We start from the raw sequence: 24,489 nt of genomic DNA on the forward strand, positions 1-24,489 counted from the left end.
TATAAGGATTTAATAAGGTATAGTGTCTGAAGTTTTATTTCATTAAAGTAAAGTTAGAAAGGTTAATTAAAATTGAAAGATAAGAAAAAAAGTCCTGAAATTAAATATTCTGTGTTTGAGACATGCTCACAGAAAAGTTATGAAATTGATCCACCTTTGAAAGAATTAACACACTCTTTAAATGAAATTGCAGGAGAGTTAAGAACTGAAGAAGCTACTGAAGATGTATCGAGAAAAGATAAAAAACCAACTAGTAAAGAGATTTCTTTTTTTGCAAAAGAAATTAAAAATTTGCCAGAGTTAAAATTAGATTTTAAAGAACCTTTACACAGAATTGCAACAACATTTAGTAAAGCTTTTGCAAGTCTGAGAGACTATGAAGAAGCTAATGAACAAATTCAAGAATTGCTTATAGAAAACTTCTTTCATACTGCAAGCACATTAGCAATGGCAGTAGAAACAAGAGACCCATACACTGGAGGTCATTCTGAGAGAGTTTTTCAAATTGCTGCAGAATTAGGAAGAAGATGTAACTTAAGCACGATTGAACAGCTTTACCTGCAAGGTGGTGCTTTATTACATGATGTAGGTAAAATTGGTATTCGAGATGGTGTTCTTTTAAAACCTGGGCCACTTACAGATTCTGAATACAAAGAAATGCAGCTGCATACAATAATTGGAGCTCAGTTAGTTAAAAAGCTAAACTGCTTGTATGGATGTATTGATGTAGTTATTCTTCATCATGAGAGAATTGATGGCTTTGGATACCCATATGGGATAAAAGGAAAAGAAATACCACTTATAGCTAGAATAACTTCTATAGCTGATGCATATGATGCTATGACAACAAATAGAATTTACAGAAGAGCACTGAGTCATGAACAAGGAGTTGAAGAAATAATTAGAAACAGCGGCACACAGTTTGATCCAGAAATAGTTAAAGTTTTTGTCCCTTGGTGGGAAGAAAACTTTCAACACAAGTCATACAAAAATGCTGTTTAAAATTTTTTTACCGAATTCTATCTAAGTCTAATTCCTGAGCAATTATTATAAGAGAAAATCTGTCAATCCTTTCATATAAAACATCTTCTAAATATTTCATGAGTCTATATAACAAGAGCTTAACTGTACACTTTTTCATTATAAGTTCTTTAGAGATCTTTTCGTTAGAAAATCCACCTGCAACTAATTTTAAAACCTTGATTTGCTTATGAGTAAGAGCAATTTTTATACCTTTATGGTTTAAAATAGTTTTTTGATTTAATAGAATTCCTTTTTGTTTCAAATAGTTTTGATGATCTATTATTTGCTCATAAGCAGAAAAGGTGGATCTAGTTTTAAGGTTTAATTTTCTAGCTTCTTCTCTCACAACAACAATATTATGAGAGAGAGGTACAGAAAAGTTAATCAGGTTAATTCTGGTATTTCATTAATTAAGACTTTAAGGAAATTTGTAAAAATTACAAAAAATCTAACAAATATTTTGTTCTTCATTAGCTTGTTGTAATTTTCTAATTAAAAACCCTAAGGATAAATATTATTACTTTACAATATTTATAATTAATTAATATTTTGAATAGGTCTATCTAAGTTTATGTCCAAAGCCTAATTTAGAAGCCAGTCGTATCAATGTTCTTGGTTTAACTGGATACATGTAAAATGCTTTTGCAAGTTTGTCTTTAATTTCGTTTACATATGACTGGACTGTCTTAGTTTCAACATCTAGTAGTTCAGCTATTTCATCATTTTCTTTTCCATCAACCATGTAATGTAATGTTTCTCTTTGCCTTGGAGAAAATTGAACCTCAGGAAGATGTTCAGCAGTAAAAATAACAAGCTCATCACTTTCATAAACATGTCTAATTAAATTTGCAAGTTTCCCAATTGAAATTGCTTTCTCAATATAAGCTGAGGCCCCTATTTCTAAACATCTGTGTATTCTTGCCCATCCTGTTTCATTAGAAAATATAATTACCTTACATTTAGCAAGCGCTCTTAGCTTATGAATATATGGCTTCAAGTCATATTCCTCACAATCTGGCATTTTAAGATCCAATAAAACCATGTCAGGTTGTAACCCTGCAACTTTGTCCATCAGCTCGCCATAAGAATGAGCAGTTCCAATAATTTTAATTCTTCTATCTTTGTTTAAATCAACTTCAACACCTTGAATTAAGTAAGGATGATCATCAGCAATTAAAATCAATATCATTTCTTTTTTGGGATTATAGGTATTTAATTTAGAAGTTCTTGGTGGATGATATCTAAAACTACTTTTTGAAAATGTGTACAAGTATCCTTGATGTTGTAATGCTGTTTCCATAGTGTTTTAAGTTAGGAGTTATTTTACATCAAAGATAAAATTTAAATTATTAAATTTTCAACCTCTAATACTTTTACCAATCCAAAAATTAATCAAATTCAATGATTTGAAAATCATCCTTGTCTAAATAAAAAATATTTAATCTTCGTTGAGGTGAGTAAGATTTTACCTTACCTTTGGTTAAGCCCTTAAAGTAAGTCATAAGCCACATTTTGTATTAGAATATCAATCAATATCAATATGCAAAATACACTTACTAAAGGCAACATTGAAATTTTAATTAAAGGACTTACAGAACAACCTCGCTTACAAGAGAGCTCAAACATAATATCTCTAACTAGTAATGAACTTACAGATATCTTATTAAAGATAAGCAAGGATATAAGAGAAGAAATTTCAATTGATCAGCTCTTAGAAAACACAACTAAAATTCTAGGTGAATCTGGTATAGCTGAAAGAGTCTTGTTATTTCAAATAGACAATGATTATTCAAAAACATTATTAACACATCATTGGGAAAGTGCTTATTTACCTAAAATAAATCCACTTGGTTTTCAGTTAGATTTGAGTGACATGACTTTACTAAAACTTCTACGTTTAAACAAAAGGCATACTTTGCAAATAGAAGATCTGTCTCATTTTTTACCTCTGCCAAATTACATTTTTAAAAACAAAATAAAAGCACTTTTCCTTAAATTAAAAACAAAGTCTCTTCTTGTAACTACTGGAAGCACTTACAAAATTAAAGTTGCAGTTAACTTACAATTTTGTACAAAGAACGTTATATGGAGTAATGAAATTGAAAAACTTATCCAGTCAATTGCTGACCAATTAGCTATTGCAATTGAACAAAATATAGAAAAAAGAAAAAAGGAAAATCTACAAAAAAACATAATAGAGCTCCAAGAATCTGCAAACCAAGAACAAGAGAGGCTTTTAAAGCACTTTGCTAGTGAATTACATGATCTTCCATGCAGCATAATTCCAGCTTTAAAAAAGGCAATTCAAGAAAGAGATTTTAAAGAATGTGAAAAACTTGTTGATGAATTACACTACAATTTAAGACATCTTATAAATGAATATATGATTCCAGACATAAACTTGTTAGGTTTTGTTAGTACGCTGTATCAATTTCTAAATGGTTTTAAAAAATCTTTTAAGGGGAAAGTTATTGTGGATCTTTATGATGAAGAAATTAATATCTCGCACAAAATGGCTGTTGAATTATTTAAGGTAATTAAAGAGTGGTTGTGTAATATAGAAAAACACTCTAAAGCAAATGAAGTATATTTTAATTTAAAGAAATTAAATGAAAATTATTTTTTAATTACAATTTCTGACAATGGAATTGGTTTTGATCTAAATGGCACAAGAAATCTTGGTTATGGCATATTAAACATAAAGCAAAGACTTAAAGAAATAAAATCAAAGCTTGAAATTAAAAGTGAAATAAACAAAGGTACAACACTAAAAATACAATTTTGCTTGATATAATCTTTCTATGAAGCTTACTACTAAAGGCCAATATGCAATTCAAGCAATGATTGATATTGCATCACATTGTATTAAATCAAAAGTACCAATATCTCTTAGAGAAGTAGCTTGTAATCAAAACATACCACTTCCTTTTTTAGAACAAATTGCAATAAAGCTTAGGAGAGCTGGTTTAATAAAAAGTACAAGAGGTCCTCAGGGTGGATATCTTCTTTTAAAGGATAAAGCAAGTATTTCACTGGCTGATATTCTTCAAGCCGTAGAAGGTCCTATTAATTTAGCTCCAACTGGTAGTAATGAAGCAGTGGTTACTTACGAGTTATGGCAAAAACTTAATGGAAGTATTTTTAAAATTTTAAAATCAATAACACTAGAAGATCTTTATTATGATTCTATTAGTTTTAAGGCATCAAAAGAAAATCAAGCATATGTACAATAAAAAAATGATTTATGCAGATCATAGTGCTACTACACAAGCAAGGCCTGAAGTAATTCAAGCTGTGGTAAAGGTTCTAGAAGAAGACTTTGGCAATCCTTCAAGTATTCACTTTTACGGGAGAAAAGCAAAGGAACATTTAACTGGTGCTAGAACTGAAGTTGCATCAGTAATAAATGCAAAAGAAGAAGAAATAATTTTTACAAGTGGTGGGACTGAAGCAGATAACATTGTTATTTTTGGTATTGCAAGGTCTTTTGAAGCACTTAAAATTAAAAATAAAGATAAACATATAATATCTACTAAGATTGAACATCCAGCAATTAAAGAACCACTTGAGTACCTGGAGAAAAAAGGCTGGAGAATTACCTGGCTAAATGTAGATAAGGAAGGATTTATTGATCTGAATGAACTTAGAAAAAATATTACAAAAAAAACATTACTAGTTTCAATCATTCATGCAAACAATGAAATTGGAACTATACAGGATTTAAAAGAAATTTCTAAAATATGTAAGGAAAATAATGTTTCATTTCACGCAGATGCAGTTCAATCTTTTGGGAAAATCCCTATAAATGTAAAAGAATTAAATATAGATTTTATGTCAATGTCAGGACATAAGATCTATGGCCCAAAAGGAGTTGGAGCACTTTATCTGAAGTCTAAAGATTTTTTAGAGCCTTTAATAATGGGCGGTGGCCAGGAGAGTAATTTAAGACCAGGTACTGAAAATTTAGCTGGTATTGTTGGTTTTGGAGTTGCATCAAAGTTATTAAAAAAAGAAATAAATGAAAATGCAACAAGACTTCGAAAACTTCAAACCATGCTTATTGAAAGCTTGTCAAAAATAAAAGGTATTATTTTAACTGGTTCAGGTATTGAAAATAGAATTCCTGGCCATGTAAGTATTTGTTGTAAAGATGTAGAGGGTGAGAGTCTTGTTTTACAAATGGACTTGAAAGGCATTGCATGTAGTTCAGGATCAGCATGTAAATCTCATAATGAGTTTGAACCATCTCATGTTTTACTTGCATGTGGAATTTCAAAAGAGTATGTAAAAGGCTCTCTAAGATTAACTCTAGGAAGAGAAAATACTAAAGAAGACATAAATTACATTGTTGAATCAATTAAAGATATTGTAAACGTAAAGCTTCTAGTACCATAGTTTAATCTCGAGAAATTCGGAGAGTGAGGGATTCGAACCCTCGATAGAGCTTTTGGCCCTATAACTTCTTAGCAGGAAGTCGCTTTCGACCAACTCAGCCAACTCTCCATTTTTATGCTCACGATAAGCGTGAGCTTCCGTTGGTAGATCCCTTTCACCTGATCGGATTCACCGAGTAAATCGGATGAATCCTTTATTGATAACGCCTCGGAACTGCTACGCAAATTCCTCGGCTATTAGATGTGTCACATCACTCGCTCGGACTTCTGCCTTGGGAAAATCCTTGCTTAGAATTTTTATTTTTCAGTATACTCTTTGTTAGTATTTTTTCCCTAAGGGATTTATCCATTTTAACAGTAAATATTCCTAAATATTATACTGGTAGAATATCCCTTGCACAATTTGTCTATTATAAGATAAAGTCTTAATAGTTCTCTCGTGACAAATGAAAAAGACAAATATAATTACAATTATTTTATTTACATTGATTGTTGCTCTTGCTGCTTTTATTTTAGAACAAGATAAAGTTACTGGAGAAACTAGCTGCCCACAAATACAAACTGATTGTGCAGGTGAACCACCTGGATGTGATTCTCCATTTGGAATTTATGATCCAACAATATGTATGTGTACTTGTCCTACTTCAAAACCAAATGACTTAAGCAGTAATAAATGTCTATGTCCCCAAGGGCAATATGCACTGGGCAATATGTGTTCAAAAGTTATTCATGGGGACTGTTTCCCAAAATACAAACCTGTCTGTGGTTGTGATGGGGTAACTTATGGAAATAGTTGCGTAGCATCATTTTTAGGAGTAAAAAAGAAAACAAAAGGTATTTGTAATTCCTTAAACCAAGAATTCGTAGTTTGTTTATCTGACGGGGATTGTCCTTTTGGCAGTTGCCAAGACGGAAGAACTTACCAAAAATATTCTTGTCTTGAAAGTATATGTGAAGAGTTAAATTTCTTTGCTGATCCATGCTTAGTAACATCTTCAGATAGCTTAGGAGATATCACACTAAATAAAAACTTTGCAGGTTTATGGAAAGCAAGAGTTTCTTCAAGTTCAGTAGAGTGTATTATTTGTACTCAAGTTGTTCCTCAATGTTTAGCTAACCAGACTTTAGTACCTCAAAGTTGTACTGAATGTGCACATTGTGTTAATGCTGTTACATCTTCAAGCTCAAGTTCATCTTCTTCAGGTAGTTCTAGCTCTCTTTCTAGTAGCTCCTCTTCTGGTTATTGTTGTACTTGCAACAATAGTATGCTTAATTGTACTGGTACTCCAACTTGTTCTGTAGGTGGAGGCAACACAGTTGTCTGCTCTGGTAACGATGCTTTTTGCTGTCCTTCTACCAATCTTAACTGTAATAATGCTATCTCATTTAATCAGCTCTCTTGTGTCTCTTCTTCAAGAAGTTTGTCTCCTTCTAATAATAGTAGTTCTTCATTGTCATCTTCAAGCTCAAGTAGTGAATCAGTTATAAAAACCAACTTGCTTCATATAAATGAAGGACTTAGTGGCTCAAGAATTATTACATTTAAACTTTGTGTTAGAGATGGAAAACTAGAAGGAACAGTCCATCAAGGTGATGTATTTATAAATGGAGTAATAAAATCACAAAACATACTTTCAGAAAATGAGGTCATCATAGACATAGTAGATAAAAACAATAACTCAACAAACTTAAGACTAAATCTTATTAGCAAGCGAGAAATGCAAGTAACATTTTCTGATGAGCATACAACAAATGCTAGAAAACTTAATCTTTTTAAAAGTTGTTTATTAAAAAATCAAAACTCAAGAAAGTAACTACTCAAACTTAAAAGCCTTACTGTATACGCTTTTAGAAACAATTTGCTTATTACATTGAATCCCGCCTGAAGAAGAATTAAAAGATACATTAGTCTTTGGTTCAGCAATAAGGATTAGATCAGCAAATGTCATTGAAACAAATTTTGGAGTAATTCCTGTAATTGTTTTCCCATCATCTGAGATAGAAACAGAGCTAGAACAAAATTTATTACTTCTAAAACATACTTTTATATTTTTTGTAAAAATTGAAGGGTCAATAAAACCATCAATAGTAAACTCTGTACCACCTGAAAGAGGTCCTTTAATTGGAGCAATGCTTTTAAGTATTGGGCCTGGCTGAAGTTCAGTTATTGAAGTAATTGTGCTATCTTGAAAGTCAGGAACTATCAAGTATCTGCCATATGGATCACTAATTAAAGAGCTATTTTCAGAACCTTCTCCAATTGAATATTCACATACTAATGATAAGTCTATTAAATTCAAAACTTTGATTTTTCTCTGAGAATCTTTTTGAGCTAAAACTAAAACATTGTTATTGTCAGGAGTAATATCAACACCTAAAACATTACTGACATCATTAAATTCTACAGACTTAAGAATTCTTGCTAGTTTAAGATCAAATGTGTCTAATTTATAAACAATAATTCCACTTTCATCAACAACATTAGCTACAGAAACAGCTATTTTGCCATCTTGACTTAAAGTTGAAATAGTTTTTCCCTCAACCTCAGTACCTAAAAAACGAATTATCAATTTATTATTAAGCAGATCTAATATGTGCAAAACATGTCTTCCCCCAAAAGAAGAAGCTACTGCCTTAGTAGATCCTAAATCAAATTTAATTCTGCTTAAAATCTCATCAACCTTAGAAGATATTTTTGCTGGTATATCAAACTTAATTAGTTTTCTTGTTCTATTTATAAAAATACCAATAGACTCAGCAAAAGCTTCACTAAAAGTTATTACTGCTTCTTTAAAATCTGGAGCAAACTCAATTGACTTAGCATTATCTGGTATGGAAATTTCTTTCTCAATTTTTTCAGTAGAAGTGCTGGCAATTACAAACTGTGGAGATTTTTCATCATCATCACTGACAATTAATTTTTTCCCCTCGTTATCATTAAAGCTTGCTGCAGTGATGCCTTTCTTAGCAAAGTAAAGAGTTCGTACTCCGGAACTGTCTGAAGAGAATGGATTTACAGCGCTAACTGAATTGTTAGTTAAATCTATAATTTGAATAATTGGAAAACTTCCACTTGAGCTGGATGAAGTAGCACCTGAACTACTTGAAGAGGAACAAGGGTCACTAGAAAATGTAATTAAAATACACATTGCACCACTACTACTGCTTGAAGCTGTACAGGTGAATTGCTTATATTTTCTTCCATCGTTGCAAGAACTTAAAGGACATTGATCATCGCTTATACAAGCAAGGTTGCTTTGAAATCCACAATTTGCTTTTGTATATTTTTTAATTCCATTTGCTCTTGCAATACAACTATTTAAATAATTTTGATTATCACATCCGCAAACTGCATCTTGTGTACTTGGACAGGTTAATGTACCAACTACACAAGAGGCCTCGTCAAAGTAATTTCCAGAAGAACATTTACAACTTGTTCCTTGATTAACTTGTTGAAGAAGAGTACTGCTTTCACTTGAAATTGCTGAAACAAGTGCTTTATTTTTATCTTTGCTGATGCCAATTTTTAAAACGTTAAGATCTAAATTTTCCCCGCGTAGAGGAATAAGAACTTCATGATTAATCATGTTAGAAGAGAAATTAAATTTTCTAACATAAGGTTTTTTTGATGAATCAACAATTAAAAAGAAAGAACCATCACTTGAAACTGATAAATCTGTAATATTATTTAAACACCTATCCTCTATGCATCTTGGAATACTACTAACTACTTCTGCTTTAACCGAGGCTATTAACAAAAGAAAAAAACTAAAAAAGACAACACAAGTATAAAATTTTTGTATGGATTTTACTAATAAATTGTTTTTAATGCATGACTTATTCATTATTTTTAAATTATAGTTGTAGTTGCTAATTGGTCGTAGGGAAAGCTTTATAAATAATAACAATACTATTACATTGAAATATTTGCTATCATTATTCAGATGGCAAAGAAGGTTTTAATCGTCGGATGGGACTGTGCTTCACCTGACTGGGTATTTGATAAGTGGATTAATAATTTACCCACCTTAAAATTACTTTTTAAAAAGAGTGTTTATGGAAATCTTACAAGTACCATTCCACCAATTACTGTACCAGCATGGCAGTGTATGTTAACAAGCAAAGATCCTGGACAGCTTGGTGTTTATGGTTTTAGAAACAGGAAAGATTATAGCTACGATGGTCAGTACTTTTCAAATGGAGCTGATATTTTAGAGCCTGCTGTTTGGGACATACTTGGTAAAATAAATAAAAAATCAATCTTAGTTGGTGTACCACAAACATATCCTCCAAGACCAATTAATGGTCATATGGTAACTTGTTTTTTAACCCCAAGTATTAAGTCACAATATACTTATCCAAATGAACTAAGATATGAAATAGAAGAAAATATTGGGGAATATATTCCTGATGTAAAACAATTTAGGACTGAAGACAGGGATTTTATTTTAAAGCAAATTTACGAAGCAACTAAAACAAGATTTAAAACTTTTAGACATCTTTTAAAAACAAAAGAGTGGGATTTTGCAATGATTGTTGAAATGGGCACAGATCGTATCCATCATAGCTTTTGGAAATTTTTAGATCCCTTGCATCCTAAATATGAAATTGGAAATAAATATGAAAATGTAATTCCAGAATATTATAAATATCTCGACAATGAATTGGCAGAAACATTAAAATTGGTTGATTTAAATGAAACAGCAATAATGGTTGTATCTGACCATGGCGCAAAAGCAATGATTGGAGGGATTTGCATAAATGAATGGCTTATAAAAGAAGGGCTTTTAACTTTAAAAGAATACCCAAAAACATTTACTCCAATTGAAAAATTAGAAATTGACTGGTCTAAAACAAAAGTTTGGGGATCAGGTGGTTACTATGCACGAATATTTATAAATGTTCAAGGTCGAGAGCCAAACGGACAAATACCACAAAGTGAATATAAAGAACTCAGAGCCAAACTAAAAGAAAAAATTGAAAATATAAAAGATGAACGAGGAAGAAAGCTAGCTACAGTTGCATATATTCCAGAAGAAATTTATAAGACAACAAATCGTATACCTCCAGATTTAATTGTAATTTTTGATGATTTAAGATGGAGATCGGTCGGTAGCGTAGGAATAAATTCTATTTATACTTATGAAAATGATACAGGTCCTGATGAAGCCAATCATGCACAAGAAGGCTTGTATCTATTATTTGATCCAAAAAATATTTCAAGTGGTAGGAGAGATGACAAGCATCATTTAATGGATATCGCACCAACAGTATTGGACCTTTTAGGTGTTAAAATACCTAGTGATATGCTAGGAAAATCAATTTGTGGGTTAGGGGTACACGTTTGACGAATATAGGTTTTGTCCGATTTATTCGGCAAAACCGATCAAACTAGAAGGATTGGCAAAAGGAAGGTTCAGCTTGTCTGAACCTATAAAAAAATGAAAACAATCTGGTTTTGTGGTAACGATGAAAATAAATTAATTTCCTTAGCAGAAATGCTTGGTGAAGAATTAATTCTAAGAGATCAATTTGTAGAAGTAATTGTCCAAAGTGAAGTAAAAGAAATTCTTGGAAAAGGATTAAAAGATACGAATGAAGATAAATCTGTTTTTATTGACAGGCTTGGTTTTTTAGGAAATCTTCTTCATAGAAATAATATTTACGCACTGATTGTGTCAAGTGAAGCCACATTGAACGATAGAAAACCTGTTAAAGAGAATTATAAAAATTATGTAGGGGTTTGTCATGGCAAACCCAATGATCCATTGACAGATGTAGCATTAGATGAAAAAGATGATATCAAACAAAATGCAAAAAAAATAATAGATTACCTTGTAAAATTAAATTTAATTCCTGGAAAAAATACAAGTGCTTATTCAAAGGAAGAAGAAGAAGAGATTAGACGAAGATTAGAGAATTTAGGTTATGTGTAAACAATCTATCTAGCACTTGGCTAATGTAATCTTTATCTGGTCTTATCTTATTTAAGATTGTAAATCTGTCAGGTCTTGTCTGTGGTGCATGAATTATTACTTCAATTAATTGTTCTTTAGTTAAACCTATCATTGGTAATGTAGTAGGTAAACCCATAAATCTTAAAACTACTTTTAGCTCTTCAAAATTATTTTTTTGAATATAATCCAATTCTGCTCGCAGGAAAGTAGCAATGTATGTTCCAAAAGCTACTTGAGCTCCATGTTGCTTTAGGTCTCCAAAAAGTTCGTCAATAGCATGGCTTATTAAGTGTTCTGCCCCACTTGCTGGCCTACTTGTTCCAGCTATTTCCATAGCTATTCCAGATAAAGCTAATGATTCAATTACTAAATTTAAATTTTCTTTTAAAAATTGTTCTCTTGTTTTTCTTTGTAAGATGTAATTTTCAATCTCACAAAACACGTTTTGAGCTGCATGTTTAGAAACCATTACTGCATAATCATCTATATATTCATTTGCCTCTATATTTGCAAGTTTACAATCTTCAACAGCCGACAGATTAGACAAAAGATCCCCAACACCACTAATTATGCTTTCTTCATCAGATTTTTCTATTAAGTGAAGAGGGACAAATAAAGCAATTGGAATAGTTGCACCAAGACTTTTATATTTATTTTGTTTTTCTTTTAAAACTGCAACAGGAGAACAAATGCCATCGTTTGAAATTGAAGTTGGAATACTAATACAAGGAATGTTATTTATATGTGCAGCATACTTTGCTGTATCTATTACTTTCCCACCACCTACACCAACTACAATATCAAAATCAACTAGTGAGAGCTGATTTACATAAGCAATTGAAGCATTTATTACTTGAAACGTTTTCAATTTTTCTACCTTACCTAAAAGAGCAACCTCTAACTCATTTGTAATCAAGTAATTAGGAGTCTTAGTAGTAATTAAAGCTACTTTAGAAAATCCTTCTTCATTTATAAAATTAATAAGCTTATCTGCTACTTCTTTATTTGAATTTAAAATACATAAATTATGAGGGACATTAATTGTATTCATAGTAATGCTAATTTTTTGATTTGGCTTGAAATATTTTTAGCCATCTCAAAATCCTCAAGTGTATCTACTTCTGTCCAAATGTTACCTTCTGTAGAGCATGGAGAAATAGATACTTCATTTAACACTTGTGCTAATGCATCTTCATAGTATAAATCAAAGTTGTTATTTTTAATATTAAGTTCAACTGATTCTAAGAATTTAACTCTTTCTATTCCTCTTAAGTAGGTAATTCCAATGTATTCACCATATGAAGTAGCAATGTCTAGATTCTTATTAATTTCAATGATTTTACTGCTTGAATCTATTTTAACTTTCATATCTTCAGAGATAAGTTCTTTTTTGTTGTCAATAATAAGAAAAGAGCTGAGCGCTGAAAGCTGAGAGCTGAGAGCTAAATTTTTTAAAATATCCTGATGAAAAATAATATCTGAATTCAATAATATTGTTTCATCATCCCAAATATTTCTTGCAAGGTAAGCAGAATAAATATTATTGTATTCTTTAAATTTTTCGTTAAAAATAAATCGAAAAATAAATTGATCTGACCACTTTTTATTTATATGCTCTTTTAATCTTTCTTCTTTGTGTCCTGTTACAAAAATAATCTCTTTTATGTTTATTTCTTTTAAAGATTCAAGGGAAAAATCAATTAAACAGTTCTTAGAATCTGCTTTTAAAAGGCATTTCGGGATATCACTAGTAAGCTCACCAAGTCTTTGTCCTGCACCAGCTGCTAATATAATTGCTTTTTTCATGAGATTTATGCTAACACAGAAAAGAGGTAACTTCTAAGCATGTTAATTTATCTTAGGTTATCCTTCACGAAATTATGCTATTTAATAAAGCGAGGCTTGATCCCCAAAAATATACAAAAGACTTGGGCGAGCCGAGCGGTCTATGGAAAGGTGGCTCAAGGAGCCATGTCACCGCAGAGCCATCTGAGTAATTACGAAAATAGCATTTAAGGCAATAATCTTAGTCAAAATCGCATATTAACTATACTTGGGTATAATCTTATGCGGGGGCGTAACAGTCTCGACAAGATTGAAGGATTCTGAATTGCAAGCAGTGGAAGCTTGGTTACCACTTAAAATATTCAAAGCAAAAAGAAACGATAATGTCGTTTACGTAAATTTCGGAGCTCCTGCATATGCAGTAGCTGCCTAATTTTATAGGCATCGAAACAGAGTGAAAGTGTGACTACCAACTCAAGCTCTGAACAAACCAGGTAGTTGCAGCTAATTAGTTTCTTGGTTTAGTAGTTAGCTTAAGATCAAAACCAAAACACCGGCGGGTGCCTGACCCACTCTTCAGCGGTTCTGAAGAAATTTCAAGACAAGCTTGTAGATATTTAAAACTTTTCATTTTTGGACAGGAGGGGCAGTTCCTCCTCGCCTCCAAAAATTTAGAAATTAGAGAATTAGAATTTATAGAACAAGAAAATATTCTAGATGCAAACCGGGTTTTGGATTTGAAGGAATAACCATCTATACTTCCAAACTTTAAAATTGTTCTATTAGCTGAGGTAAAGTTTATTGTCCTCGACTTTATATATCATTGGTACAAACAATATATTTGGGTATTTTTCTTTTAGTCTTTTACTTTCACTAACTACAAAGTCGATCTCATTTTCAATTTCAAAAAATGGTGCAAAAGAGTTAAAGTGGTTTTCAGCTTGCTCCTTAGTCCAGCCAGCGTTTTTGACCAAACCTTGAACTATTTTATCTTTCTTACTTGTAAGGTTTACCATTCCACAATTGCTGTGTCCTATTAATACAACGTGTTTTATATCACCAAAACCAATTGCAAATGAAAGTTTAAATTCATTGCCAGTAATCCTTGCACCAGCAGTTCTTAGTATGTAAGCAAACCTGTTGGGTACATTTAATTGCTTTCTGTTATCCATACACATAACAATTGCTATTTGAGCTTTTTCATATTCTTTAAAACTTGTAGAAAGATTATGATACTTTAATAGTTCAGCAATAGGTGTATTTAGCAGATATTCTGGTATATCTTTTTCAGTTAATATACTTTTTAACTCATGTGTGTGGATTTCATTTGTCATTTATAATTTGTATTTTTAACCTAAGAAAGACAATAGTTCGTTGTAGGTTGATAGAAGCTCACTATTTGATGTTAGTTGATAAGCAATAAGACTAACTGCACTGGCAAGTACTTTTGATATCTTTTTTGAAGCTACTAAACTATAGAAAACCTCTTTACCTTTTCTTTCTTCAGTTACTAATTTATGTGTTCTTAAAAGTGCTAAATGCTGAGATACATTTGACTGACTTATATTTAGTTCTTTTTGTAATTCATGAACACTTACCTGTTTTTTCTTTTTTAAAAGCCATAATATTTTTATTCTTACTGGATGAGATAATACAGAAAATAAATTGGAAACAGAATTAATTTGTTCTTCAGGAATTACTTTTGTCTTTTCTTTTTCTTCTTGCATAACTTTTCAAGATATTATAATATCCTAATATGTTAAAATGTTCAAGTTATGAAATTTAGTGTTTTAAAAGAACGATATTTTGAGAATTTTTTTACAAACTTTATGAGTGGTTTAACTACTGGCGTTGTAGCTTTACCAATGGCTATGGCATTTGGTGTAGCTTCTGGACTGGGTGCTCATGCAGGTATTTATGGAGCAATGGCTACTGGGATTTTTGCTGCATTATTTGGAGGTACGCCAGGACAAGTTACAGGGCCAACTGGTCCATTGACAGTAGTTACTGCCACTCTTGTTGCAAGTCATTTAAAGCACTCAGAGCATATCTTTGCAGCTATTGTATTAGCTGGACTTTTACAAATATTATTTGGGTTAATTAAAACAGGACAATTTATTCGTTATATACCTTACCCAGTAATATCTGGCTTCATGAGTGGTATAGGAATAATAATTACTATAATTCAAATTAATCCGCTTTTTGGATTAAAAGGATACGGTGATGTAGAAGACGCCTTATTGCATTTTATTGATATTCCAAAAAGCTTTAATATCCAGGCAATGTTAATTAGTTTGTTTGCAATTTTAATAATATATTTGCTTCCTCTTATTACAAAGAAAATACCTGCGCCACTTGTTGCTCTTTTAGTTTGTACTTTTACTTCAGTTTATTTTAATTTCAACCTACCAAGAATCGGTGAAATACCACACGGTATTCCACTTCCAAGAATTCCTGGGATTTCTATAGAAGATATGCATTTAATTTTTTATGCAGCATTTACTCTTGCAGTTCTAAGCTCAATAGATTCATTATTAACATCATTAATTTGCGAGCGAATTACAGGCAAAAGACATGACAGTGAGCAGGAACAAATAGGACAAGGAATAGGAAATATAGCAGCAGGTTTAATTGGTGGTATTCCTGGAGCTGGAGCTACTATGCGAAGTCTTGTAAACATTAGGTCAGGTGGTACAAATTATCTTGGTGGAATAGTACATGGCTTATTTTTACTTGCAGTCTTAGTAAGTATTGGTCCTCTTGCTTCTATTGTCCCGCTTTCATGTTTAGCAGGTATTTTAGTTACTGTGGGAATTGGAATACTTGACTATAGAGGTTTACTAAGTATTGGAAAAGCACCAAAAGAAGATGTAATCGTCATGCTTATAACTCTCTCTCTGACAGTTTTTGTAGATCTAATTATGGCTGTTGTCGTTGGGGTTGCACTCTCAAGTATATTTTTTGCTAAAAAACTTAGTGATATTGGTTCTTCATCACATTCAAGTTATGACAGCCTTGAACATCTTTACGAGGTTGAAAGTCAAATACCGCTAGATCTAAGAAAGAAAATTTACATTTATACCTTCAACGGTCCATTATTTTTCGGGGAAGTGAAAAACTTTGATCTTGCTTTAACCAAAATGAAAGATGTGAAGTACTTAATAATTAAGTTTTACAATGTGCCAGTAATTGATCAAAGCGGAGCCTATGCAATAGAAGATGCAATTGAGCAGTTAGAAAAAAGAAATGTAAAAGTATTCTTTGTTGGAATGACTATGCAAATTAAAGCAGCACTGACAAAAATAGGAACAGTTCATAAGATAAATGAAAACCATTGCTTTGACTCTTTTGAAGATGCATTGTTAGATATAGATATTTCTGAAAAGAAATTAAGTTCTATTACTAGCTTTCAAGCCAGGAAAAACTAAGCACTTTATATGCAAATAGGCCAACTAAAAATGTTGAAACAACTATTCCTAATGTTGCAAGTGATAGTCCTTTAAAAGCAATTGGCTTTACTTCTTCCCACTTTGTATCAAATCCACCTGCAAATAAAATAAATACAAGTCCCACTATTCCAAGTTGTTGTGCAAGCTTTGAATTATCAAAATAAATACCCCCTGGGCCATCTGAACCAGCAAGTATCCCAATTAACAGAAACAATAAAAGTGCTATGGTTTTATTTTACTCATATAATTCCTACCATTAACATAATTCCCACAGTAATTAACATTAAACCAACAATTTTTTGAATTGACTCATAAGTAACCTTCTTAAGTAGTTTATTCCCCAATAAAACACCTAGCAGTGAGAATAATATTGTTAGTATAAGCAATGTAATGTTTTTGCTTAAAATATCTCTTAAAAAAAATGAACTATATGCAATTAATCTTGAAATATCTACCATGCAGGCAATTAATACCCCGGTTCCAATAAAACTTTCCTTTGAAAGATTACATTTTATAAGAAATGCGCTGCGAAGTCCTCCCTGGTGACCAGATAGTCCGCCAATAAAGCCACTTAATAATCCACCAAGAGGTAAAAGTCTTTTATCAAATGAAAATTTTTGCAGGCTTGGTAAGATATCAAAAAGTGCGAATGAAAAAATTATTGTTGCAATAACTAGTTTTATTGGAGTGATAAAAAATTCTTTATGACACAACTCATAATTTGCAATTGGTTCTAGTCCAGCAAGAAAATTTAATGTCCGTGCTCCAAAAAAAGCAGTAAGAATTGCAGGAATGCCAAATTTTAAAACAATTGTTTTATCTGCATATTTGCCAAGGAGTGTTAGTTTAAATAAATTGTTTAAGAAATGGACAATGGCAGTAAACGCAACTGCAATATTAATTGGGAAAAATATTGCAAAAACAGGAAGCATTACTGAATTAACCCCAAAGCCTGAAAACAAACTAATAAGAGATGAAATAAATGCAAAAAAAGAAATTAAGAAAATATCCATCCCGTTAGAGATATCTCCACCACAAATAAACACTACAAATAATTAAAGCTTCTATCATTACAATCATCCCAACTTTTAAAAATTCTATAAATGTTATTGGATGATTACTTTTGTTTGCCATGTCTGCGATTATTATATTTGCACTTGCTCCAATTAAAGTTCCGTTTCCGCCAAGACATGCACCAAGCGAAAGTGCCCACCAGAGAGGATTTAAGTCATGATAGTGATGCCCCAAGTTTTTTATAAGCGGGATCATTGTAGCAGTGTATGGAATATTGTCTATAATTGCAGAAAGAAAACCAGACATCCAAAGAATTGCAAATGTTATAATCTCAAAACTTCCTTTACTTAATTTAAAAACAAGTTCTGAAAGATAATGTATTGTGCCAACTTTTTCTACTGCTCCAACAATTATAAAAAGACCTATGAAAAAGAAAATTGTTGTCCATTCAACATCTTCCCAAATATGTTTTCTATTTTCAAAAATTAAAAGTACAGATGCACCACTAAGCGCAATAGTTCCTGCTTCAAGATTTAATGCTCCATGAAAAAAGAAAGCAAGAATTACAATTGAAATAACAATTAGTGCTCTTACTAAAAGTTTTTTATCTGTAATTAGTCCTTTTAAAGACATCTCTTCAAGTTCTTTTTTAGCAGTTTGTGATATCTTAAGCTGGTTTTTATAAATCAAATAAAGCGTAAAAAGATTTACAATTAAGACTACTAAAACAACTGGAGTTAAATTAATAACAAATTGATTAAAATCTAACTTTGCAGCAGAACCAATCATTATGTTTGGTGGATCCCCGATTAGTGTTGCTGTTCCTCCAACGTTTGAAGCTATTGCCTGGGTTATTAAATAAGGTACAGGATTTATTTTTAAATCTTTTGCAATTGCAATAGTAACTGAGCCAAGAAGTAAAACAGTAGTAACATTGTCTAACAAAGCAGAAACAAAAGCAGTTAAAAGTGCAAAGTAAATCATAAGTAGTACTCCGCTGCCGTTTACCTTTTTTAAAGTCCAGATTGCTAGATACCTAATGCCACCTGTTTCCTTAAGAATATTTACAAGTATCATCATTCCAACAAGTAAAAAAATTACATTAAAATCAATATAATGAAATGCTTCTTCCTGAGTAATAAATTTCCCAATGAGTAAAGCACTGGCACCAAGCAGTGCAATTACAACCCTTGGCAATTTTTCAAGCGTAATTAAAATATAAGCAAGAATTAAAATTAAGTTTGGAAAAAGAAAATTGAAGGACATCTATAAAATATTAACAGGTAACAATTAAAAGTTCTTATTGGTATTTCAAAAGCAAAGATGTTGTAATATAAATAGGATTTTAAAACCTATACGAGAGGTACGATAGCTTAAGTTCAGGGTATAATGATAGTATCATATGATACTATCAGCTTATGTATCCTCTTTATAAAATTACAAATAAATCAATATCCTTAATTGCTGAGATTTCTGCATTACTTGGGAAATTAGAAGGATTTACTTCAACTATACCAACTCCGCAACTAAGAAAGCAAAATAAAATTAAGACCATTCACGGCACACTATCAATTGAAGGCAATACTTTATCTATTGGACAAATAACTGCAATTATTGAAAACAAAAGAGTAATTGGTCCAAAAAAAGATATTATTGAAGTCAATAATGCAATAAAGGCTTATGAAGATTTAAGTAAATGTAATCCAAACTCACTAGACTCACTGTGTAAAGCGCACAAAGTTTTTATGCAAGGCTTAGTTAATAATGCTGGTAAAGTCAGAGCAAGCAATGTAGGAATTCTAAAAGGAAATAAAGCTTCACATATTGCTCCTCAGCCAAAAATGTTGCCTAAGCTTTTAAAAAATCTTTTTGATTATCTAACTAAAAACAAAAAAGATGAACATCTATTAATACGAAGCACAGTTTTTCATTATGAATTTGAGTTTATTCATCCATTTATTGATGGTAATGGTAGATTGGGAAGATTCTGGCAAACTATAATTCTTTATAATTACAACCCTATATTTCAATACATTCCAATTGAGTCAATAATTAAAGAGAATCAGCAGGATTATTATTTAGCTTTAGAGCAATCTGATAAACAAGGAGAATCAACAATATTTGTCGAATTTATGTTGGGCATCATTTATAATTCACTAAATAGATATTATTCTGAATTTAAGCCCGAAACAGTAAGCACTGAACAAAGAATAACTAAAGCTAAGGAATACTTTAAAAGTACAAAGTTTAGCAGGAAAAATTATATTGATTTGTTTAAAAACATCTCAACTGCAACAGCTAGCAGGGATCTAAAATATTGTGTAGATAAAAAGCTGGCAGAAAAATATGGGGATAAAAGATTAACTTCTTACAAATTTAAATAGGCCCACATCATCTCCAAAAATGTGTACTAAGTGGCAATACTCCTCTTAGCTCAAAGTTTCCATAAAATGTAACTCCTGGATCTCTTTGTCTAAGTGATTGTCTAAATGCTGCTCCGTAAATATTGTTTATACCAAAAGTTAAAAGATAGCTTCTTGTTCTTGGTGATTCATAAGTAATATTTGCATCCCCAAGAAAATATCCTTTGATCTTATCCACTTCTCCAATTGTTCCAAACTTTGGTCCAATGTAAGTATTAATAAAGTTTATGCTAATTCCTGTTGGACTATGCCAAGTCCATCCAAAACGAATTCTATTTGGTACTTGAAGGGTTGGAATTTTTCCATTTACAATTGCTAAAGTGCTTGTCGTATCATCAAATATTTTGTATGGTGTCCTGTCCCGAACATGTTGATAAACATATGTTGCAAAAAAACCAATTTGCTTAAACATAAGTTGGTTGTAACCTACTTCAAAACCCCAGTTTCTAACTCTTTGTACTTGATAGTCAGCTATGCTATCAAAGTTTCTAACAAGCATTCTTCTATAAAAAGGTTTTACTTTAATAAAATTTTCCAGCCAGGGTAAAATCTTTGGAAGTCTATGTTCAAAACTTGCTGCATGCTCCCAGCCTTCAGTTCCACGTGTAAAGAACTCACCTTGATCGCCAAAAGGTAATCCTGCTACGTCTTGCGGTGCAAGCTCAGGTAAAAAAGTATTGTAAAAAGCTTTGTGTTGTGAACCAAGCCTTACTACAGTGTTTTCACCAATGTTATATGCAACAGCAGCTTGAGGGCTAAATGAAACTCTGTCAGTAAATCTTTTATCATAATCAAAAAGATTTGCAGTCATTCCATCAGTAATTGTTTGAGCTATTGTATTGTCTTTTGTTCTCTGGAAAATTTGATCGTATCTAAATCCAAGCACAAAATCTGTTCTTTTGTTTAGTCTAATTAAATCTTGTGTGTATGCAGTAATGATGTCATATTTTGATCTTTCTTTAAGGTATCCAATTGTTTGAACAGGAGGAACAATGCCTGTGCTAAAGAAATTAGTGCTTACTTGTGCAGGATTATTTGAATGTATCCACTCACCTCCCCACGTGAACTTGTGTTTATCAAGGTTTGAAAGGTGTCTTAGTTGATAACCATAATTTCTTGGAAAGATTCCTGCAAAGATCTTTGAGCTTCCAAGTTCTGGTGTACTTGAATCTAATCTTGTGGAACTAACTTCACCAAAAAACCTATTTAAAATTACATTCTTTGGATTTGGACGCCAGCTAAGAGTAGTATCAAAATTATTTAAATCTGGTGTAAATAAAGATCTTGCCTTTGGAAAGTTTTTATCAAACACTCTCATGTTTACATCAGCTCTGGTATAAGAACCAATTACATCAACTGTTTTTAAAGGACTAAATGCAAACTCACCTTTAAAAAATGATCTATTTCCTTTTCCTGTTAAATCTCCAAAGACATTTCTTGCTAAGCCTCCCATAAACTCACTGTTTACATAAATATTCCATGGTGTACCTAAATATCCATTTGCAGAAATTGAACCTTCATTTAAAACTGAGGTTTGTTCTTGGCCAAAAAAACCAGTGGTAGTTACATAAAGTTCAGGTGCTCTAAAAAATCTATATCTTCCATTTGGAGATCCAAGTACACTTGGAGATAGTAATTTTCCAATTAGCCTTTCTGAGTCAGAAGCAAAATTAAGTCCAAGATCAAATTCGTTTGTAGATGTCCTTGCATTTATACCGGTTAAGTTTGTTCCACGTAAACCCCTTACTTGTCCTGTACTTAACTGAGCTTGTGCGACACCACCGCCATCACTCTTTGGAAGAATAGGATCAACTCTGTTACTACTATAAATTGAGCCAAGAGTAAAATGACTAGCTCCATCAATTGGATTTTCTCTTAGTGCTTTATTTGCCTGGAAAAATCCCCAGTCAGTTAACCCAAATCTAAGTGGTTCAATGCCAAGATTTCCACTTGCTACTGAGAGATTTCTACTTTGTCTTGCTCCTGCTTCTAAAAGATTTGGTGTAATGCTAATTGTTTCTTCATCTAATTCAAGTGACTTCCCATACTTATGTGCAACATCATAAATAATTGAAAGATTATTTAAAATTAATGGATCTTTTGGATCAATTCTCCTAGCTTCTTGAAGTTCATTAATTGCTTTTTCTGTTTGCTTACTTTGATAATATGCTTGCCCAAGATACATGTGAGTTCTTGCTAATGAAGGTTCTAAAAGTACACTAGCTAAGAATTCTTCAATAGCTTCTTCGTTGTAAAAACTACTAATTAATGTTTTCCCCTTACCAATATGTGCTTCAGCAAGATCACTGTCAATATTTAATGCTCTTTCAAAACTTTCACTAGCTTTTTTAATTTTCCCAAAGATATATTGAACTTCGCCTAAACTAATATATGGTTCTGGAGAATTTGGATCAAGATTAATTGCTTCTTTTGCTTCTTTTTCAGCTTGTACAAAATTACCTTCAGCTATTAAATACTTGCTTTTTTCTGCTCTTGGCAAGTACCAGCTTGGATCTAGTTTTATTGCTTCGTCAATGACTTGTAGAGCTTCTTTTTGTTTATGTAAAATAAATAATGTTCTTGCTCTCATTAACTCATTTGTTGCTGAAGTAGGATCTATACTGCTTGCTTCTTCAAAAAGTTCTAAGGCTTCTTTATACTGACCACTAATTAATTTTTTAATTCCAAGAAGTGTTTTTGGTTCAGCATCATCTGGATTTTCTTTATAATTTTTTGTAAGTACTTCAAGACTTGCATCTTCTACTTGTTTTTTTAACTTAAGGTTCTTTGGAAAATAAAATATCCACTGAACAGCATTTTCTGTTTCTTCAACAGTTAATGTTCTTTTTACAGGAATAGTATCTGGTGTAGCTTCTCCTTGTTCGTTTTGTGCTACTAAAACTGATCCTATTGAATTAGAAAGATCAGCTGAGCCATCTAAAACAGTAAGCAATGTTTTATTTTCATCTGAATAAATATTTAGTTCCGTGCCACGTATAGCTGCTGAACCAGATTTTGTATCAATTTCAAGCTTTCCAGGCCTATTTTTAGTTCTAATCCACATTTCACCACTATCTTGTTTTAACTGAGTTTTATCAACTACACCAGTTGAAACAGGCTTTACAGAAGAGATAACATTTTTAATAGTTATTTTAGAGTTTGAATTTAATTTAATTAAACTTTCATCTCTAAGTAAAATTGCAACTCTTGAATTTGGTCCGGTTGATACAACATCACCAACGCTTAGATTTTGAAATGGTTTTGCAGGAGAAGTACTTCCTCTTTGTGCAACAGTAACATTCCCTGAAAGGCTTACTATTCTTCCTGCTGCTTTTTCAATTTCTGCTGCTTGTAAACTTAAAGAGCAAAAAACAAAAAAATTAACAAGCACAAAAACAAAATAAATAACTAATTTTTTCATAACAATACGATTATTATCAGACGCAATCGTTATTTAAAAGGTGCCACTATTCTCTTTTGCCTTTATTTTTTTAGAATAAGTCTTGAAAGCAAGCATTTTATTTAGTTTTATGTCAGATTCTTCTAAAATCGGATCATATTTTCTTGCAAGTTCAATAGCCTTATTAGCTTCTTCTTTTCTCTTTAAGGCATATAAAGCTCTTGCTTTCATAATATTGTTAGTTGGGAATTTTGGGTATATTTCATTTGTTTTATCAAAAAGTTTTAAAGCTTCATTGTAGTTTTCACTAAGCAAGTTTGTAATACCAAGCAATGTAATAAGTAATGGTTCATCAGGATGCTGGTCTAAAACTTTACCCAGTCTTCCCTTGGCTGAGTCTAATTTCCCCTCCTGTAAATCTTTTGAGGCTAAGATAGCTGCAAACTTAGGATTCTTGCCAAAGAGTTTTGCAACTTCCAGTGTCATTTTTTCTATTTCAAGCTTATCTTTTTCGGGGAAGTTATCCTTTATAAGATAAAGGCTGACTATTGCATCCACATGGTGTGGTAACCACATCCCCAAATATTGACCACCTAATAACATGTCGTATCTTTCTTTTAAAATCGGGTACCAAGTACTTTTAGCTGATTCATACTTCCCTTGATATGCATCAACCAATGCTCTATAAACTTTTGGTGTAGGATTTCCTACAAAATCACCTTGTGCTTTTTCAAAAACAGTTCTTGCTCTTTCAATTATTCCTAGATCAATTAAAAGCAAACCATATTCAACAGCAACACTAAAAACATCTGGTGTGTTTTGATATTGAGTAGATAAGTTGTTTTTATAATCTTTTGATTTTTCTTTAATCTCTAAAAAACTTGGCAGCATATAAAAATCCTTAAGCCTTAAAGACTCAAGCCACTTGTGAGTATCTTGATTTTTCCCAAGAGCATTGCAAGGTTGAACGTTAAATAGCAACAAGCCAACACTCAATATCAACAATAGTTCTTTAATCCTAAACATAGATCCAACATAATATCA

The 24,489-nt window shown here is 31.7% G+C and carries 21 protein-coding genes, 1 tRNA gene and 1 other RNA gene; 10 read left to right on the plus strand and 13 right to left on the minus strand.

Features of this window, described 5'->3' with window-relative positions; translation table 11 throughout:
* Nucleotides 1-72: 72 nt before the first annotated feature.
* On the plus strand, nt 73-1,002 hold the full coding sequence (locus tag HYY52_03910; GenBank protein MBI2995833.1) for an HD-GYP domain-containing protein: 930 nt from the start codon (nt 73-75) through the stop codon (nt 1,000-1,002).
* A 7-nt stretch (nt 1,003-1,009) separates the two neighbouring features.
* On the opposite strand, the gene HYY52_03915 is transcribed toward HYY52_03910, so the two are convergent.
* Together HYY52_03915 and HYY52_03920 are read right to left on the minus strand one after the other, a co-directional pair.
* Nucleotides 1,010-1,369, minus strand: coding sequence for a hypothetical protein (locus tag HYY52_03915; protein MBI2995834.1), 360 nt, complete (start codon nt 1,367-1,369; stop codon nt 1,010-1,012).
* A 213-nt stretch (nt 1,370-1,582) separates the two neighbouring features.
* The gene (locus HYY52_03920) at nt 1,583-2,323 is read right to left on the minus strand and encodes a response regulator transcription factor (protein ID MBI2995835.1); all 741 of its coding nucleotides are present in this window, start codon (nt 2,321-2,323) and stop codon (nt 1,583-1,585) included.
* A gap of 240 nt (nt 2,324-2,563) precedes the next feature.
* On the opposite strand from HYY52_03920, the gene HYY52_03925 reads away from it, so the two are divergent.
* From HYY52_03925 to HYY52_03935, 3 genes are read left to right on the plus strand one after another with little or no spacing between them, the layout of a single operon-like run.
* On the plus strand, nt 2,564-3,817 hold the full coding sequence (locus HYY52_03925; protein ID MBI2995836.1) for a hypothetical protein: 1,254 nt from the start codon (nt 2,564-2,566) through the stop codon (nt 3,815-3,817).
* A gap of 7 nt (nt 3,818-3,824) precedes the next feature.
* On the plus strand, nt 3,825-4,256 hold the full coding sequence (locus HYY52_03930) for an Rrf2 family transcriptional regulator (protein ID MBI2995837.1): 432 nt from the start codon (nt 3,825-3,827) through the stop codon (nt 4,254-4,256).
* Nucleotides 4,246-5,418 carry a cysteine desulfurase gene (locus HYY52_03935; protein ID MBI2995838.1) on the plus strand — a complete coding sequence of 391 codons (1,173 nt, stop codon included), beginning with the start codon at nt 4,246-4,248 and terminating at the stop codon, nt 5,416-5,418. The genes HYY52_03930 and HYY52_03935 overlap by 11 nt, the downstream gene beginning before the upstream one ends.
* Before the next feature lie 17 nt (nt 5,419-5,435).
* Here HYY52_03935 and HYY52_03940 read toward each other — a convergent pair.
* Nucleotides 5,436-5,526 (minus strand) — tRNA-Ser (locus tag HYY52_03940).
* A 517-nt stretch (nt 5,527-6,043) separates the two neighbouring features.
* On the opposite strand from HYY52_03940, the gene HYY52_03945 reads away from it, so the two are divergent.
* Nucleotides 6,044-7,231, plus strand: a complete 1,188-nt coding sequence (locus HYY52_03945; GenBank protein MBI2995839.1) for a hypothetical protein — start codon at nt 6,044-6,046, stop codon at nt 7,229-7,231.
* On the opposite strand, the gene HYY52_03950 is transcribed toward HYY52_03945, so the two are convergent.
* On the minus strand, nt 7,232-9,262 hold the full coding sequence (locus HYY52_03950) for a hypothetical protein (GenBank protein MBI2995840.1): 2,031 nt from the start codon (nt 9,260-9,262) through the stop codon (nt 7,232-7,234).
* A gap of 99 nt (nt 9,263-9,361) precedes the next feature.
* Between HYY52_03950 and HYY52_03955 the strand changes: the two genes are divergently transcribed.
* Nucleotides 9,362-10,765: an alkaline phosphatase family protein gene (locus HYY52_03955; GenBank protein ID MBI2995841.1), complete on the plus strand. Its 1,404-nt coding sequence runs from the start codon at nt 9,362-9,364 to the stop codon at nt 10,763-10,765.
* A gap of 93 nt (nt 10,766-10,858) precedes the next feature.
* The gene (locus tag HYY52_03960) at nt 10,859-11,353 is read left to right on the plus strand and encodes a hypothetical protein (protein ID MBI2995842.1); all 495 of its coding nucleotides are present in this window, start codon (nt 10,859-10,861) and stop codon (nt 11,351-11,353) included.
* Here HYY52_03960 and HYY52_03965 read toward each other — a convergent pair.
* Nucleotides 11,319-12,425, minus strand: coding sequence for an iron-containing alcohol dehydrogenase family protein (locus tag HYY52_03965; GenBank protein MBI2995843.1), 1,107 nt, complete (start codon nt 12,423-12,425; stop codon nt 11,319-11,321). The genes HYY52_03960 and HYY52_03965 overlap by 35 nt on opposite strands.
* Nucleotides 12,422-13,180: a phosphocholine cytidylyltransferase family protein gene (locus HYY52_03970; GenBank protein ID MBI2995844.1), complete on the minus strand. Its 759-nt coding sequence runs from the start codon at nt 13,178-13,180 to the stop codon at nt 12,422-12,424. The genes HYY52_03965 and HYY52_03970 overlap by 4 nt, the downstream gene beginning before the upstream one ends.
* Nucleotides 13,181-13,445: 265 nt before the next feature.
* Between HYY52_03970 and ssrA the strand changes: the two genes are divergently transcribed.
* Nucleotides 13,446-13,828, plus strand: a transfer-messenger RNA (tmRNA) gene (ssrA, locus tag HYY52_03975).
* Nucleotides 13,829-13,941: 113 nt separating this feature from the next.
* Here the strand turns inward: ssrA and HYY52_03980 are convergent.
* Both HYY52_03980 and HYY52_03985 read right to left on the minus strand, forming a co-directional pair.
* On the minus strand, nt 13,942-14,493 hold the full coding sequence (locus HYY52_03980; protein MBI2995845.1) for a carbonic anhydrase: 552 nt from the start codon (nt 14,491-14,493) through the stop codon (nt 13,942-13,944).
* Between the two features lie 15 nt (nt 14,494-14,508).
* Entirely contained in the window at nt 14,509-14,886 is a 378-nt protein-coding gene (locus HYY52_03985) for a helix-turn-helix transcriptional regulator (GenBank protein MBI2995846.1), read from the minus strand.
* Between the two features lie 102 nt (nt 14,887-14,988).
* Between HYY52_03985 and HYY52_03990 the strand changes: the two genes are divergently transcribed.
* Entirely contained in the window at nt 14,989-16,587 is a 1,599-nt protein-coding gene (locus HYY52_03990) for a SulP family inorganic anion transporter (GenBank protein ID MBI2995847.1), read from the plus strand.
* On the opposite strand, the gene HYY52_03995 is transcribed toward HYY52_03990, so the two are convergent.
* From HYY52_03995 to HYY52_04005, 3 genes are read right to left on the minus strand one after another with little or no spacing between them, the layout of a single operon-like run.
* The gene (locus HYY52_03995; GenBank protein ID MBI2995848.1) at nt 16,562-16,834 is read right to left on the minus strand and encodes a cation:proton antiporter; all 273 of its coding nucleotides are present in this window, start codon (nt 16,832-16,834) and stop codon (nt 16,562-16,564) included. The genes HYY52_03990 and HYY52_03995 overlap by 26 nt on opposite strands.
* A 13-nt stretch (nt 16,835-16,847) precedes the next feature.
* Nucleotides 16,848-17,621 carry a sulfite exporter TauE/SafE family protein gene (locus HYY52_04000; GenBank protein MBI2995849.1) on the minus strand — a complete coding sequence of 258 codons (774 nt, stop codon included), beginning with the start codon at nt 17,619-17,621 and terminating at the stop codon, nt 16,848-16,850.
* Between the two features lie 4 nt (nt 17,622-17,625).
* On the minus strand, nt 17,626-18,888 hold the full coding sequence (locus HYY52_04005) for an ArsB/NhaD family transporter (GenBank protein MBI2995850.1): 1,263 nt from the start codon (nt 18,886-18,888) through the stop codon (nt 17,626-17,628).
* Between the two features lie 152 nt (nt 18,889-19,040).
* Between HYY52_04005 and HYY52_04010 the strand changes: the two genes are divergently transcribed.
* Entirely contained in the window at nt 19,041-20,006 is a 966-nt protein-coding gene (locus tag HYY52_04010) for a Fic family protein (GenBank protein ID MBI2995851.1), read from the plus strand.
* Between the two features lie 7 nt (nt 20,007-20,013).
* Here the strand turns inward: HYY52_04010 and HYY52_04015 are convergent, their stop codons facing one another.
* Together HYY52_04015 and HYY52_04020 are read right to left on the minus strand one after the other, a co-directional pair.
* Nucleotides 20,014-23,466, minus strand: a complete 3,453-nt coding sequence (locus HYY52_04015) for a tetratricopeptide repeat protein (protein MBI2995852.1) — start codon at nt 23,464-23,466, stop codon at nt 20,014-20,016.
* Nucleotides 23,467-23,499: 33 nt separating this feature from the next.
* Nucleotides 23,500-24,471, minus strand: a complete 972-nt coding sequence (locus HYY52_04020; protein MBI2995853.1) for a hypothetical protein — start codon at nt 24,469-24,471, stop codon at nt 23,500-23,502.
* Nucleotides 24,472-24,489: the final 18 nt, after the last annotated feature.

This window comes from Candidatus Melainabacteria bacterium (genome assembly GCA_016193285.1).
Lineage (GTDB): Bacteria > Cyanobacteriota > Vampirovibrionia > 2-02-FULL-35-15 > 2-02-FULL-35-15 > JACPSL01.